Here is a 13,641-nt window from a genome sequence, read left to right on the forward strand (position 1 = left end):
CGGTGTCGTGCGTGAAACGAGGTGAGAACTCAGGGCTGGTCGAGCTTGACGCGTACTGTCACGCGCGGCGCAGGCTGCGCCCGGGTCGCCACGATCAAGCCCTGAGGCTGGCGTGCCAGCGAGACAGCCCAGCCGTACTGGTCAAACCCCGGCGCAGCTTCATCCGAGCTGCTTTGATGCGACGCATCGGATGCGGGCTGGCCGGCCAGCCAGTCGAACAGCGCCAGCACCGGCACGGCCTCGCCCAGCAGGTCGTCGGTCAGTGCGTCCATGTCCGGGTAGCGCCGCGTGCCGTCGCTGGTCAGCAGTTCGACCCGGCCGGCGCTCCACTGCGCCTGCCCGATCTGGTTGCCCAGCGGGCCGGTCAGCAGCATGCGGCCGGCCTGGCGGCTGCCCTGCAACTCGAAGCTGGCCGAGAACGAGCGCTGCGCATCGCCCTCGACCTGCACCGCCAGCCGACCTGCCCAGAGCGCGCCGGGCACCACCGGGGGCAGGCTCTGGCAGGCCGCCACCAGTGCCATCAGCGCCAGCATGGCCATCAGACTGATGAGGCGGGTGGTGCGGTCAGCCAGTCTCAAAGGCGCACCTTCAGACGCGTCAGCGTTTCGGTCAGCACCTCGTTGGTGGCGTCACGGTCGTGCGCGATCTGCCAGATGCGCCGGGCCTCGTCCTGGCGTCCCAGCGACCAGAGCACCTCGCCCAGATGTGCGCCAATCTCCACGTCAGGACGCAGCGCATAGGCCTTCTGCAGCAGCGCCAGCGCTTCCTCGCGGCGGCCCTGGCGGAATTCCACCCACGCCATGCTGTCGGTGATGAAGGGGTCGCCGGGGGCCAGTGCCATGGCCTTGAGCACCAGCTCCCGCGCCTGCGGCAGCTGCAGATTGCGCTCTGCCAGGCTGTAGCCGAGGGCGTTGTAGGCGTGCTGCTGGTCGGGCTTGATCTCGATGACGCGGCGCAGCAGCCGCTCCATCTCGTCATAGCGCTGCAGCTTGTCGGCCAGCAGGGCCTGTTCGTAGAGCAGGTCCGGGTCGTTGGGGAGGCGCAAATTGGCCGCCTGCAGCAGGGTGTAGGCCTGCTGCCACTGGCGTGCGTCGCGCAGCAGCTGGGTCTCGCCCATGATCTTGGCGCGCGACTCGTCGGGGTTGCGCTCGGGCAGCGCGCGCACCAGCGCCAGCGCTTCGGGCAGCCTGTTCTGGCGCGCTAGCAGATTGGCCCGGCGCAGCACCACCATCGGCGCGCTCTGGGCTTCGCCGAGCTTTTCCAGCCAGCGCTGTGCGCCTTCGAAGTCCTTGAGCTGCTCGGCGGCCTGCGACAGCATCAGGTAGGCCTGGTTGAACTCCAGCGCCTCGGCGGCCTGGTGCGCGGCGGCGGTGCTGTCGTCCTCTTCGTCTTCGGCCGTCGCGGTGCCGGCCTGGGCCAGGCTCAGGTAGCGCTGCAAGGACTCCTGCGCCGCAGCGGGCTGGCCGAGCTCGATCTGCAGTGCACCCTGCATCAGCCAGGCGGGGGCAAAGTCCGTTTCGGTCGAGGTGATCGAGTGCACCACGGCCATCGCTTCGGGGTAGCGCTGCGAGGAGGTCAGGCGCCGCGCGTAGGCCAGCCGGATCGGCGTGACGGCTTGCGGGCCTTGCAGGTAGATGCGTGCCAGCGTTTCGGCGCGCGGATCCTGGCCCCACAGCTCCAGCCCCAGCAGGGCGGCGCCTTCGGCGGTCGGGTCGAATCGTTGTGCGTCGGTGGCGAACCTCAGGCTGCGGGACGTGTCACCCGCTGCGGCCCAGACCCGCCCGGCGGCCAGCAACGCGCTCAGGCGGGTGGCGGGCTGGTCCTGCCAGGGCTTGAGAACCTCGTCGACCACCGTGGCGGCTGCTGCGGCCTGCGCGCCTGGCACGACCAGCCGGGGCAGGGCCGAGATGATGCCCGGCCGCTCGGCTGCCGGCGTCAGCTCGATCAGCGTGCGCAGCGGCTCCTGTGCCTCGGTCGGGCGGCCCAGCGCCATCAGCACCTGGGCTTGCACCTCGGCGGCCTGGCGCGAACGCGGCAGGCTGCTGCGCCAGGCCTTGAGCGCGCCCACCGCCTGATCGGCCGACCGGGCGCCGATGGCGATGTCCACCGCCCGCTTGAACAGCGGATCCTCGCGGGCGCGGCGGGCGGCGTCCAGCATCACCTGATAGGCGATGCCGGCCTCACCCTGGCGCAACTCCAGCTCGCTCACCAGCAACTGATAGAACAGCTCGGCGTCCATCGCGGAATTGCGCACCGAAGAGGGTGCCGCCGCTGCCATCTTGATCACGGCCTTGGGCGCGGACTGCGCCTGGGCGGGCGTCAACCCCAGGCTGGCTGCCAGCAGAACAGCCCCGGCACCCAGGTTCATGCGCCAGTGCGGCTGGCGATGCAGCGCGTGGGGCGCTGCGGTGGACCTCGGGTCACACAAAAGCTTCATGTTCACTCCAACCATCAATTGATTCTAGGCGGCGGTATTTAAGGCCCGGGGGGCTGCGGATAATCGCGCCATGCCTGAATTGCCCGAAGTCGAAATCACCCGCCGCAGTCTGGTCGATCGCATTGAAGACGCCCGCGTTCAAGATGTCTTCGTGGGCAAGCCGCTGCGCTGGCCGTTGGGCGTGCCGCCCGAGCGGCTGCTCGGCACCCGCGTCGGCCACCTCGCCCGGCGCGGCAAGTACATCTGGCTGCCGCTGCACGCGGACCGGGACGATGCCGGGGACGGCAGCGCCGGCCTGTTGCTGCACCTGGGCATGTCGGGCTCGCTGCGCTTCGATGCCACGCTGGCGCCACGCGGCGCGCACGACCACTTCGAGCTGCACACCGACCGGGGCGTGTTGCGCCTGACTGATCCACGCCGTTTCGGTGCCGTGGTCTGGTCGCCCGACCTGGCCGCCGACCCAGCGCGCAGCCTGCTGGCCCGGCTGGGGGTCGAGCCGCTGAGCGACGCCTTCACCGCCGAGCACCTGCACCAGTGCCTGGCCGGCCGGCGCGTGGCCATCAAGCAGGCGCTCCTGGCGGGCGATGCGGTGGTGGGCGTGGGCAACATCTACTGCTCCGAGGCCTTGTTCGCCGCCGGCATCGACCCGCAGTTGCCCGCCGGCCAGCTGGGGCTGCTGCGCTGCCGCCGGCTGGTGCAGGCGGTGCGCCAGGTGCTGCAGGCGGCGCTGGATGCGGGCGGCACCACGCTGCGCGATTTCCGCGATGCGCACGGCCTGAGCGGCGCCTTCCAGCTGAGTGCCATGGTCTACGACCGCGCCGGCCAGCCCTGCCGCGTCTGCGGCCACCCCATCGCGCGCCTCGTGCAGGGCCAGCGTGCCACTTATTACTGCAGTCGCTGCCAAAGCGCCTGATCGGTGCCGGTTATCCGACGATGAGCGCGTAAGGCCTGCGCTACCATGAATTGACACATGAATGCCCGTGTGGCTTGCAGGGAATGCGATGAACGAGCACCAGACCGACACGCCCAACGAACCCTTTGTCCGCAGCCTGGACGCCATGGGTGGCTGGCGCGTCAACCTCGAAGCACGGGTGCGCGATCTGGTCGGTTTCCTGCGCGAGCACGGCCTGCTCGATGAAGCCGCGCACGCCATGCTCGACTCGCTGCGCCAGCGCCTGGCGGGCGAAAAACTGGTGGTCGCCTTCGTGGCCGAGTTCTCGCGCGGCAAGTCCGAGCTGATCAACGCCATCTTCTTTGCCGACGCCGGCCGCCGCATCATGCCGGCCTCGCCCGGCCGCACCACGATGTGCCCGGTCGAACTCGGCTGGGATGCCGACGAGCCGCCCGGCCTGGCCCTGCTGCCGATCGAAACCCGCCTGGAAGGCGCGTCGCTGGCCGACCTGCGCCAGCAGCCCCGCGCCTGGGTACGCCGCGAGATCGACGTCACCGACCCCGAAGCCTTTGCGCGCGGCCTGACCGCCGTGATGGAGACGCGCCAGACCAGCGTCGACGAAGCCCGCGCGCTGGGTTTCTGGAACGACGAGGACAGCGCCGACAACCCGCCCGTCGACGACAACGGCCAGGTCGAGGTGCCGTTCTGGCGCCACGCGCTCATCAACGTGCCGCACCCGCTGCTCAAGCGCGGGCTGGTGGTGCTCGACACGCCCGGACTCAACGCCATCGGCGCCGAACCCGAGCTGACGGTGGGTCTGCTGCCCAGCGCCCACGTCGTGGTGTTCGTGCTGGGCGCCGATACCGGCGTGACCAAGTCCGACCTGACCATCTGGCGCGATCACCTTGCCTCGCAGTCGCTGACGCGCTACGTGGTGCTCAACAAGATCGATGCGCTCTACGACCCGCTGTCGCCGCCCGAGGTCAGCGAGGCGCAGATCACCCACCAGTGCGAGCAGGTGGCCAAGACACTGGACATGCCGAGCTCACGGGTGTTCCCGATCTCGGCGCGCCAGGCGCTGGAGGCGCGCGTCGAAGGCAACGCCCGCCTGCTGGCCGACAGCCGCCTGCTGGCGCTGGAGCAGGCGCTGGCGCAGCAGCTGCTGCCGCAGCGCCGCGCGGTGTTCGAGCAGCTCACGCTCGACGCGCTGGGCGTGGTGCAGCAGCAGACGCTCGCCAGCATGCACGACCTGCGCCGCCACCTGACCGAGCAGCTGCTGGAGTTGCGCAGCCTGCGCGGCAAGAACAGCAGCAAGGTGCAGGTCTTCCTGCAGCGCGTGGCGGCCGAGACCACCGAATTCGAGCTGTCCACCAGCCAGCTGCAGGCGCTGCGCAGCGTGCACACCCGCATGCTGAAAGAGGCGCTGCTGGGCCTGTCGGGCGAGCCGCTCAAGCAGCAGGTCGATCAGATGATCGGCTCCATCCGCGAGTCCTTCCTCAAGCTTGGCGCCAAGCGCTCGTACGCGCAGCTCTTCACCGACCTGCGCCGCCTGCTCGACGAGGCCAGCAAGCGCAGCCAGGACATCCGCGACATGCTGGCCGCGTCGTTCGGCCGGCTCAACACCGAGTTCGGCTTTGCGCTCACGGCCACCAGCACGCCCGACCTGTCGCGCTTTCGCGATGATATGGCGCTGATCGAGCGCAACTACGTCCAGTACCTCGGCCTGAGCCAGGCGCTGCGGCTGTCGCAGCCGCGATTCCTGGAGCAGTTCCGCCGCATGCTGATGTCGCGCCTGCGCGTGGTGTTCGAGAGCGCTGCCAGCGAGATCGAGCTGTGGAACCGCACCGCCTCCGCGCAGGTCGACGGCCAGCTGCGCGAGCGCCGCCGCGCCTTCAAGCGCCGCCGCGAGGCGCTCGAGCGCATCCAGAGCGCGTCCACCGAACTCGAAGTCCGCCTGGGCGAGCTGGAACAGCAGGAAGCCCGCCTGTCCGCCATTGACGCCCGCCTGACCACGCTGTTCGAGGACACCCGCCGCGCCGCCACCCAGCGCGAGCTGACCGCCGCGACGCTGCCGGTGCTGGAAAACCGGGTGCTGCCTGTTGCGCTGCCGGTGCCGCCGCCCGTGCTGCTGCCGGTTCTGCCTGTCCTGCCGGTCAGCGACGCGGTCTCCCTGCCGGTTCAGGCTGAAGCCGTGGTGCCCGCTGCCGACAACGCCCCCCTCGACGTGGATCTGCAAGACGACGCTCCGCGCGCGGCTCAGGCCTGATGCCGGGCGCCCCGTTTGCGCTGGACCTGGTGCGCTGGCAGCGCAGCCATGGCCGCCATACCTTGCCGTGGCAAGGCAGGAATTAGGGTCTAAGGTTGTCCGGCGCGTGTTGCAAGCTGTTGATTTAGCTGTGTTTGTTGTCCAAGATTGTCCATAGTCGGCCATAGAATGCATCCGTACAGAATCCGTACGGAGCTAAATCGATGGCTGCAGACCTGAAAAGCAAGAACTCACGATCCAAGCTCGCACCACGCCGTGAACCCTATTGGGCGCGAGTAGATGAAGGTCTAGCCGTTGGTTTCCGGTCGCTTGCGTCTGGTGAAGGGACGTGGATCGGCAGGCGCCATGAAGGGGCCGGGAAATACCTCAACCGCTCATTCGGCGCGGTCGCAACCTTCGATGAAGCTGTGAAGCTCGTTCGGGATTGGGGGCAGGCTGTCGGCTACGGGGCCACGCACAAGGCAGTGACCGTAGAGGAGGCATGCAGGGCCTACGTGACCCACCAGCGCACGCAGAAGGGTGCAGCCAGCGCCAGCGATGCCGAGGGCCGATTCAAGCGGCTGGTGTACGGCCATGCACTAGGCGGGCAGGTGCTCGACAAGTTGCGCACCACCACCGTGAAGAAGTGGATGGACGACCAACTAGACGACGACGGCGACGAAGAAGACTTGCGCAAGTCGAAGGACTCGGCAAACCGCAACCTGAACACGCTCAAGGCCGCGCTGAATCTGGCGCTCAAGGATCGACTTGTCGCCACGGACGCCGGCTGGAAGACCGTCACGGCTTACGCCGGCGTCGGCAAGCGGCGCGGGCGGTTCCTGCACCTGGAAGAACGCACCGCGCTGATTCAGCACTGCGACGGCGACGACCTGCGGGCACTGGTGACGACGCTGCTGCTAACCGGCGCACGCCCTGGCGAGATCGCCAGCGCGGACGTGAGTGCGTTCAACGCCAGAGCCGGTACGCTGCAACTGACGGGCAAGACAGGCACGCGAGAGGTGACGCTATCAACCGAGGCCGTGAACTTCCTCAAGCTGCAGAGCCGCGACAAGCTCCCCGCCGCACCGCTGCTGTGCGACGCCTACGGCAACCGCTGGCACAGGGATGCCTGGAAGGATCGCATCAAGCAGGCGGTGTTGTCTGCCGGCCTGCCGGGCGATGTGGTGCTCTACACGATCCGGCACACGGCTATTTCTGAACTGATCGCGGGCGGCATGGATGTGTTCATCGTCGCCAAGCTGGCGGGCACCAGTACCGCAATGATCGACAAGCACTATGGGCACCTGCGCCACGACAAGAACCGCGCGCGGCTTGATCTGGTGGCGATGCTGTGAATGAACCCGCCGCCGGACGGTTTCCGGCACAAGTGGGGCCGCAAGCTGTTCCACCAGCCTGTGACCCCGACCACAACGTGCAACCTGAAGGACACGCACATCATGGCTACCGAAACTGTATCCCCCGCCGCCGCCCACTTGAGCAGCGCACGCGACAAAGCCGCCAACCTGCACGCCAACATCGCCAACGAACTGGCACCCCTACTGCGCGTCGCTCGCAACTTTGCGGACAGCCGGCGAGTGCTTGCCGCCCTGGAAGACCGGGCACGGATTGATCCCACGTTCGAGGACACGTTGAGCAAGGCGTGCGACGCCATCCGCAATCCGCACCTCGAGTGCGGTTATGAGTTGTTGGATGACCTGCTGCGCGTCACCAGCAGTCTGGTCTGTGAATACGAGGCTCAGGCGCAAGAGCTGGAGAACTCACTACGCGATGCGGCTTTGCCGAGCTGACGACTCGATTCACCAGATCGACGGTGACACCATCCGTATCAGCCCGGATTCATCAGACATTTTTTCTATGAAGGATGGAAGTTTGATAGTCTTTTTCATCCTTGCGGATTGCCAGTGTTGTCCACTGAAGCCCGCTTTGGTCTTTTAAGCCCGTTTTGCCATGGTCGCCACACACCATAGACAGCGAATTTGCGATGCCTAGGCACTAGGGCTAGTGATTGATGAGTATCAAACCCCTGTTCTCACCGATTACTATTTCCACGCCGGAACCCTAAGGCTTATCCGAGTCCAACCCGCAGGAAACCGGCAAAACCGCACCGCAAGATGCAAGAAGGCCCACCGCCTTGGAACGGTGGGCCTTCAGGGCAACAGAAGAAAGGGAAGTTTTTCGGAGTCTGTTGCTTGAGATCGAGAACCTCAAGCGAACTGTACCCCGAGTTATCAATTGCTGTAAGTACGCTTGCAGCACCTGATGGACTTCGCTGGATTTTCGTTGCACCTACGCATTGCGCGGGGCTTCCCTGACTTCAGTCAAGAAAGACCCCCCAATGACGCAACACGTCGAACACATCCAATCCGCCCAGACCACCCGGTCGCTCCTTCGCCGTGAGGCTGTCGAACAGCGCACCGGTTTGTGCAAATCCAGCCTCTACGCGCTGATCGCAAAAGGCCAGTTCCCCGCTGGCGTCAATCTCCACGGTCGAGCGGTCGCATGGCCGTCTGACCTGGTTGATGCCTGGATCAATAGCCGCTGCAGCGCGGTCTAAGGGGACGCCATGAAGATGAATTCATCGGCCTTCGGGCCGGGCGCTAGCCTGCCCACAAGAAACGAAACCCCCGGCACTGGCGGCACCGAGGGCTTCAAGCAAATCAACAACAAGCCCGATTTTCGCACCCAGGCCGTGACGGTCAAGCGGGCGCTGATGCGCTTCCTGGCGGCTGACCGCACCTTCTTCTGTGGCGTCGTGCTGCTGAACTTGCTCAGTGGCGCGCACGCTGCAGCGGCGGTGATTGCCTTGTCGTGGCTGTGCGTGGAGGTGCTCGCATGACGCCCCGCCGCGACTACACCGCTGCCGATGCATTCGACGCGCTGCAGCACTGCGACCCAGGCGCAGACCGCCGGCAATGGGTGCGCCTGCTGGCTGCAGCCAAGGCCGCCGAACTGCAGTTCGATGACGTTCTCGCCTGGAGCGCATCGGCCCCGAACTTCGACAGCGAGCGCGACGTGATGACTGCGTGGCGTGGCATCCGGGCCGATGGCGGCATCAAGGCCGGCACGCTGTTTCATGAGGCCCGCAAAGCTGGGTGGATGCCCCGCCAAACCACTGACGCGCCACGCCCGGTACGTCAGGCACCAGCGCTAGCACTGCGCCCTGTGGAGCCTGCCCACGCCCTGCACGAAACCCTGAGCGAGTACGGCCGCCGGGTCTGGGCTGAGTCCCACCCACTGGCCGACACCATCGGCGAGCAGTACCTGAAGGCTCGCCGCTGCGTCGTCCCGCCGGCTGACGGTGATCTGAGGTTCACCGCTGCACGGAAGCACCCGCTCGGCGACTACACCGGCCCGGCACTGCTGGCGCTGGTGACGGACGCTGTGACCGGCGCGCCGATCAGCCTGCACACCACGTTCATCTGTGCGGACGGCACCAAGCCGGCGAACCTGCCCGGCCCGGCCCGCCTGCTGCTGGGTGGACACCGCAAGGCCGGCGGCGTGATCCGTCTGTGGCCTGACGAAGCCGTCACCACGGGCCTGTGCATCGGCGAAGGCGTCGAGAGCGTGCTGTCACTGGCCCACGCCTATCAGCCCGCCTGGAGCCTGATCGACGCCGGCAACCTGCGCACGTTCCCTGTGCTGCCCGGTATCGAGGCGCTGGTGATCGCCCAGGACAACGACCCCGCCGGCCGCACTGCTGCGAGCGAGTGCGCCGCACGCTGGGCCGCTGCTGGATGCACGGTGGCTTTGGTCTCGGCTGCCCACGATGGCGCCGACCTCAACGACGAACTGAAGGAGGCCGCATGAGCGCAGCCCTGACCGAGCAAGAGATCATGACCGCACGATTCAAGGCCGCCGAGATCGTGCGCCCGCCCGCCGCCGAGGGCACCACACACCAGTGGCCGGCCCCCCGTGAGATCCGCGCCGAGTTGCTGCCCGTCCCCGAGTTCGACGCCGAGGCGCTGCTGCCCGGCCCGCTGGGTGCATTCGTGATGGATGAGGCCGACCGCATGAGCGCACCGCCCGACTACGTGGCCGCTTCGCTGCTGGTGTCGCTCGGCGCTGTCATCGGTGCGCGCTGCGTCGTCAAGCCCAAGGCCCGCGACTCGTGGTGCATTCCCGCCAATCTGTTCGGCGGCATCGTCGGAGAGCCGAGCGCACGCAAGACGCCGGCCGCTGGCGCTGTGCTGCGCTATATCGAGCGACTGGAGGCCCGCGAGTCGGAGTTGCACGCCGAGTTGCAGAAGGTGCATGGCGCCGAGGTGGCCGCATTCGAGGCGCAACAGACCGCCATCAAGGCGACGATGAAGAAGGCCGCGAGCGGCAACGGCGACGACCTGAAGATGCGCGCCGCCATCTCTGATCTGTCGGGGCTGGAGGCACCAGAAGAACCCAGGATGCGCCGCTATCGCACGGCTGACGCGACCACGGCGAAGCTCGGCGCGCTGCTGGCAGACAACCCCAAGGGGGCGGGCATCCTGGTGTTCCGCGACGAGCTGGCCGGCTGGCTCGCCAGTCTCGACAACGAGATGAACCGAGGCGACAAGGCGTTCTATCTGGAGGGCTACAACGGCACCGCGTCGTTCCCTGTGGATCGCATCGGGCGCGGCTCTATCGTGGTGTCACCCTTCTGCCTGAGCGTGTTCGGTGGCATCCAGCCCGGCCCGCTGACGCGCTACATGATGGGCGCATCGCAGAGCATGGAGCAGGACGGCTTCCTGGCTCGCTTTCAGGTGCTGGTCTACCCCGACGCGAAGCCCTGGCAGTGGGTGGACCGCTACCCGGCCGAAGGCACCCGCGAGTTCGTGCGCGACGTGTTCGACCGGCTCGCCGCCTTCGACCCCGTGCAGGATGGCGCCACGCCGGCCGACGACTTCAACCCGATCCCCGCGTTCAAGTTCTCGCCCGAGGCCCGCGACGTGTTCGCCGAGTGGTCGGCAGAGCTGAACCTGTCGCGCATCCCCAGGGAGTCAGACCCGCTGCTGCGTCAGCATCTCGGCAAGTTCGACCGGCTGTTCTGTTCGCTCGCGCTGGTGCTGCATCTGGCCTACGGCCGCATCGGCGACGTGCAGGAAGACATGGCCCTGCGCGCTGCTGCGTGGTGCGACTACCTGGAAGGGCACGCCCGCCGCGTGTACTCGCTCGCCGAGCACGGCCGCATGGATGCCGCTGCACTGCTGGCTCGCCGCATCGCCGCCGGCAAGCTCGCCGATCAGTTCACCGCCCGCGATGTGTGGAAGAAAGGATGGTCGGGCCTGTCGAACGCTGCCCAGGCCGACACCGCGCTCGGCATCTTGGAAGAGTTCGGGCACGTCGTCGGCATCGAGACCGAAGGCGAAACAGGCCGGCCGACGACCCGCTACACGATCAACCCCAGAGCCTTGGAGGCAGCGTCATGAGCAGCAACAAATGGCTGAAGAGACTGCACGATTTTCAGAACAACCCCCGAGGCAGCACCCCCAAAACACCCGAAACCCCACTTTTGGGGGTTTCGGGGGTGGGGGGTGGAGGGGTTCCCGGAAAAAACGATGAGCAAACGTGTGACCGATGCCAGCGCATGAGCCGGTCTCGCACCTGCCTGGAGCCGGTCGCTGCCGGGCTTGCAGACAAGAGCCTGCCTGTCTGGTGCGATCTGATGAAGGGGCACGGCCGCACCTGTCCCGCCTACATGCCGAGCAACAAGGACTGACACATGACCAACCACGACTTCAACCCCGCCACCACTGATCTGGTGAACGCCGCAGCCACTGCTCTGGCCGGCGAGTTGCGCAACTACCCCTTCGACCTGCGGGCCGCTGCCGACTTGCTGGCGGCGCTGTCGCCTGATGCGGGCCGCGCTGCCGAGCGTGACGCCGTACTCGCTGCCGTGCGTCCTGATGCCGAGATGACCGCCGACGATGCAGAGGAGGTGCTGACCCTGCTGGATCGCTGGTCGGCTGCACTGGCCGCACAGCAGCGCCAGCAGCTAGCCGCCTTTGCCGAGGCCCGCCGGCTGATGGACTTGCACGGCGACGAAGACCCGCGCGCCATGCTGGCCGTGATCCACGCCGTCAACCTGGCAGACCCTGGCTACATCGACAACGCGCTGGTCGAGTGCGGGATTCACTTGCCGACTGCCACGCACCACGACAAGGACGGCGCGCCACTCTTCAGCCTGGACGCCATCGCCGAGGCGCTGGACGCTGATCCTGATGACCTGATGGGCTTGGTTGACCAGATGGAAGATTCGGGCCTGTGCGTGCGTCCTGTGGTGGCTGGGAGGCTGATGTGACACCCCCCGGGGGCCGTTCGCAAGTCGCCAGCGTTGAAAACTGGATACCGTTCATGTAGAACCGTTGTCCTAAGCCGGGACAAAAAAGTTGGCAGTCACTCACAAGCCCCGGCGCAGCGATGCACGGGGCTTGTCTCGTTGGGCGGCTGGGTGCGGAGTTTGCGGAGAAACGCCCCGTACTTTTCGCACCATCAGGTGTTTCGATTGTTCGGAAACCCGGCGTGAATGGCACTGTGAGAAGAAGTGCGAAACCTCAGGAAACCAGAGGTGCGCAGCAAGGCGTGGTCAGGTTGACCACCGGGCCGTGGGCATCACCAGACTGCCGGCACCCACTCCCCAAGACGTAGGAGCGGTTATTAAAACCAAGCGAAAACCATCCGGCACCGCTGCGTCGATCCGCGACACCTGCGCGATAACAACGCGGGAATAACGCGGCGGGCCTGCATCGGCTTCCGCTCAAGCGTGAGCAGAAGTCCCGACATGTCGTGATCGACCGAGCGTTAGAACAAGTGTTTGAACGGCTAGTGCTGATCGCTGGGCTTGGGAGCGGTCGAGATCATCAAGCCGCAAGGGCACAATTGAAAGACGAAATCCGTACAGAATCCGTACGAGCAAAAAAATGACAAAACAAGTTGGTGAGCACTTTCATTGAAACGCCCATGTTTGCTACAGAATTAGTGCGCTGGCAGCGCAGCCATGGCCGCCATACCTTGCCGTGGCAAGGCAGCCGTGATCCGTACCGGGTCTGGCTGTCGGAAATCATGCTGCAGCAGACCCAGGTCGCGACCGTGCTGGGCTATTACGAACGATTCCTGACGCGGTTTCCTGACGTGGCGAGCCTGGCGGCGGCCTCGTCCGACGACGTGCTCGCGCTCTGGGCCGGGCTGGGCTACTACAGCCGGGCGCGCAACCTGCACCGCTGCGCGCAGGCCGTGGTGCGCGACCACGGCGGCCACTTTCCGCGCCGCGCCGACGGACTGGTGCAGCTGCCAGGCATCGGCCGCTCCACCGCAGCGGCGATTGCGTCGTTCTGCTTCGATGAGCGCGTCGCCATCCTCGACGGCAACGTCAAGCGCGTGCTGACCCGTGTGCTCGCTTTTGATGGCGACCTAGCGCAAGCCGCGCAGGAGCGCCGCCTGTGGGATCTGGCGACCGACCTGCTGCCCGAAGACGCCCAGGACATGCCCGCCTACACCCAGGGTTTGATGGACCTGGGCGCCACGGTCTGCACCACGCGCTCGCCGCAATGCCTGCTCTGCCCCATGCAGGCGCGCTGCGCCGCACGCCGCACCGACCGGCCCGAGGCCTACCCCGTGCGCACCCGCAAGCTCAAGCGCCAGCAGCGCGAAAACTGGCTGCTCTGGCTGGTGGCCGGCGACGCGGTCTGGCTGCAGCGCCGCGCGGACACCGGCATCTGGGCCGGCTTGTGGAGCCTGCCGCTGTTCGATTCGGCCGATGCTGCGCAGCAGGCGGCGCTGGCGCTGGCGGGTGTCTGGCAGCCCGGCCCGGCGGCGCTGACGCAGCGGCCCGGCTTTCTGCACGTGCTGACGCACCTGGACTGGACGTTGCACCCGCTGCGCGTCGAGCTGGACGCGCCGGCCTTGCTGGCCGCTGAAGGCGATCTGGCGGACCCCGCTGACGGCACCGCGCTCAACCGTCACTGCGCTCCGGCGCAACTGGAGCCGATCCTGGGCGCCGGCCGCTGGTGGCGCCGCGCCGAACTGGCCGATGTGGGCCTGCCCGCGCCGCTGCGCAAGCTGCTGGACGCGGGCTGA

General features: G+C 67.0%; 14 protein-coding genes. 11 read left to right on the plus strand and 3 right to left on the minus strand.

Annotated features, from left to right (window positions below; genetic code table 11):
• Positions 1–29: 29 nt before the first annotated feature.
• Both AC5IG3_RS13040 and AC5IG3_RS13045 read right to left on the minus strand, forming a co-directional pair.
• The gene (locus AC5IG3_RS13040; protein WP_491906709.1) at positions 30–578 is read right to left on the minus strand and encodes a lipoprotein insertase outer membrane protein LolB; all 549 of its coding nucleotides are present in this window, start codon (positions 576–578) and stop codon (positions 30–32) included.
• Positions 575–2,437 carry a tetratricopeptide repeat protein gene (locus AC5IG3_RS13045; protein ID WP_491906710.1) on the minus strand — a complete coding sequence of 621 codons (1,863 nt, stop codon included), beginning with the start codon at positions 2,435–2,437 and terminating at the stop codon, positions 575–577. The genes AC5IG3_RS13040 and AC5IG3_RS13045 overlap by 4 nt, the downstream gene beginning before the upstream one ends.
• Positions 2,438–2,507: 70 nt before the next feature.
• Here AC5IG3_RS13045 and mutM point away from each other — a divergent pair, with 70 nt between their 5' ends.
• The 4 genes from mutM to AC5IG3_RS13065 all read left to right on the plus strand — a co-directional run bounded on the left by mutM (position 2,508) and on the right by AC5IG3_RS13065 (position 7,382).
• A complete protein-coding gene (mutM, locus tag AC5IG3_RS13050; protein WP_491906711.1) occupies positions 2,508–3,350 on the plus strand; it encodes a bifunctional DNA-formamidopyrimidine glycosylase/DNA-(apurinic or apyrimidinic site) lyase in 843 nt (280 codons plus the stop codon).
• Positions 3,351–3,438: 88 nt separating this feature from the next.
• Positions 3,439–5,595, plus strand: coding sequence for a dynamin family protein (locus AC5IG3_RS13055; protein WP_491906712.1), 2,157 nt, complete (start codon positions 3,439–3,441; stop codon positions 5,593–5,595).
• 203 nt (positions 5,596–5,798) lie between these two features.
• Positions 5,799–6,929: a tyrosine-type recombinase/integrase gene (locus AC5IG3_RS13060; protein WP_491906713.1), complete on the plus strand. Its 1,131-nt coding sequence runs from the start codon at positions 5,799–5,801 to the stop codon at positions 6,927–6,929.
• Between the two features lie 102 nt (positions 6,930–7,031).
• Positions 7,032–7,382, plus strand: coding sequence for a hypothetical protein (locus tag AC5IG3_RS13065; protein ID WP_491906714.1), 351 nt, complete (start codon positions 7,032–7,034; stop codon positions 7,380–7,382).
• Between the two features lie 527 nt (positions 7,383–7,909).
• Here AC5IG3_RS13065 and AC5IG3_RS13070 read toward each other — a convergent pair.
• Positions 7,910–8,080 (minus strand): hypothetical protein, encoded by a 171-nt coding sequence (locus tag AC5IG3_RS13070; protein WP_491906798.1) that lies wholly within the window; start codon positions 8,078–8,080, stop codon positions 7,910–7,912.
• On the opposite strand from AC5IG3_RS13070, the gene AC5IG3_RS13075 reads away from it, so the two are divergent.
• From AC5IG3_RS13075 to mutY, 7 genes are all read left to right on the plus strand, one after another.
• On the plus strand, positions 8,039–8,149 hold the full coding sequence (locus AC5IG3_RS13075) for a helix-turn-helix transcriptional regulator (RefSeq protein ID WP_491906795.1): 111 nt from the start codon (positions 8,039–8,041) through the stop codon (positions 8,147–8,149). The genes AC5IG3_RS13070 and AC5IG3_RS13075 overlap by 42 nt on opposite strands.
• A 9-nt stretch (positions 8,150–8,158) precedes the next feature.
• Entirely contained in the window at positions 8,159–8,431 is a 273-nt protein-coding gene (locus tag AC5IG3_RS13080; RefSeq protein ID WP_491906715.1) for a hypothetical protein, read from the plus strand.
• Complete coding sequence (locus tag AC5IG3_RS13085; protein WP_491906716.1) at positions 8,428–9,402, plus strand: DUF7146 domain-containing protein; 975 nt, start codon at positions 8,428–8,430, stop codon at positions 9,400–9,402. The genes AC5IG3_RS13080 and AC5IG3_RS13085 overlap by 4 nt, the downstream gene beginning before the upstream one ends.
• Positions 9,399–10,994: a YfjI family protein gene (locus tag AC5IG3_RS13090; RefSeq protein ID WP_491906717.1), complete on the plus strand. Its 1,596-nt coding sequence runs from the start codon at positions 9,399–9,401 to the stop codon at positions 10,992–10,994. Before AC5IG3_RS13085 ends, AC5IG3_RS13090 begins: the two co-directional genes overlap by 4 nt.
• Positions 10,991–11,284, plus strand: coding sequence for a hypothetical protein (locus AC5IG3_RS13095; protein WP_491906718.1), 294 nt, complete (start codon positions 10,991–10,993; stop codon positions 11,282–11,284). Before AC5IG3_RS13090 ends, AC5IG3_RS13095 begins: the two co-directional genes overlap by 4 nt.
• 3 nt (positions 11,285–11,287) lie before the next feature.
• A complete protein-coding gene (locus AC5IG3_RS13100; protein WP_491906719.1) occupies positions 11,288–11,866 on the plus strand; it encodes a hypothetical protein in 579 nt (192 codons plus the stop codon).
• A 659-nt stretch (positions 11,867–12,525) separates the two neighbouring features.
• Complete coding sequence (mutY, locus tag AC5IG3_RS13105) at positions 12,526–13,641, plus strand: A/G-specific adenine glycosylase (RefSeq protein ID WP_491906720.1); 1,116 nt, start codon at positions 12,526–12,528, stop codon at positions 13,639–13,641.

Source organism: Leptothrix sp. (in: b-proteobacteria), assembly GCF_965250675.1.
GTDB lineage: Bacteria > Pseudomonadota > Gammaproteobacteria > Burkholderiales > Burkholderiaceae_C > Sphaerotilus.

Excerpts from the sequence above, each read along its gene's own strand:
- AC5IG3_RS13045 (WP_491906710.1), bottom strand. The coding sequence starts at position 2,437 with ATGAAGCTTTTGTGTGACCCGAGGTCCACCGCAGCGCCCCACGCGCTG.
- mutM (WP_491906711.1), top strand. The coding sequence starts at position 2,508 with ATGCCTGAATTGCCCGAAGTCGAAATCACCCGCCGCAGTCTGGTCGAT.
- AC5IG3_RS13055 (WP_491906712.1), top strand. The coding sequence starts at position 3,439 with ATGAACGAGCACCAGACCGACACGCCCAACGAACCCTTTGTCCGCAGC.
- AC5IG3_RS13060 (WP_491906713.1), top strand. The coding sequence starts at position 5,799 with ATGGCTGCAGACCTGAAAAGCAAGAACTCACGATCCAAGCTCGCACCA.
- AC5IG3_RS13065 (WP_491906714.1), top strand. The coding sequence starts at position 7,032 with ATGGCTACCGAAACTGTATCCCCCGCCGCCGCCCACTTGAGCAGCGCA.
- AC5IG3_RS13080 (WP_491906715.1), top strand. The coding sequence starts at position 8,159 with ATGAAGATGAATTCATCGGCCTTCGGGCCGGGCGCTAGCCTGCCCACA.
- AC5IG3_RS13085 (WP_491906716.1), top strand. The coding sequence starts at position 8,428 with ATGACGCCCCGCCGCGACTACACCGCTGCCGATGCATTCGACGCGCTG.
- AC5IG3_RS13090 (WP_491906717.1), top strand. The coding sequence starts at position 9,399 with ATGAGCGCAGCCCTGACCGAGCAAGAGATCATGACCGCACGATTCAAG.
- AC5IG3_RS13095 (WP_491906718.1), top strand. The coding sequence starts at position 10,991 with ATGAGCAGCAACAAATGGCTGAAGAGACTGCACGATTTTCAGAACAAC.
- AC5IG3_RS13100 (WP_491906719.1), top strand. The coding sequence starts at position 11,288 with ATGACCAACCACGACTTCAACCCCGCCACCACTGATCTGGTGAACGCC.
- mutY (WP_491906720.1), top strand. The coding sequence starts at position 12,526 with ATGTTTGCTACAGAATTAGTGCGCTGGCAGCGCAGCCATGGCCGCCAT.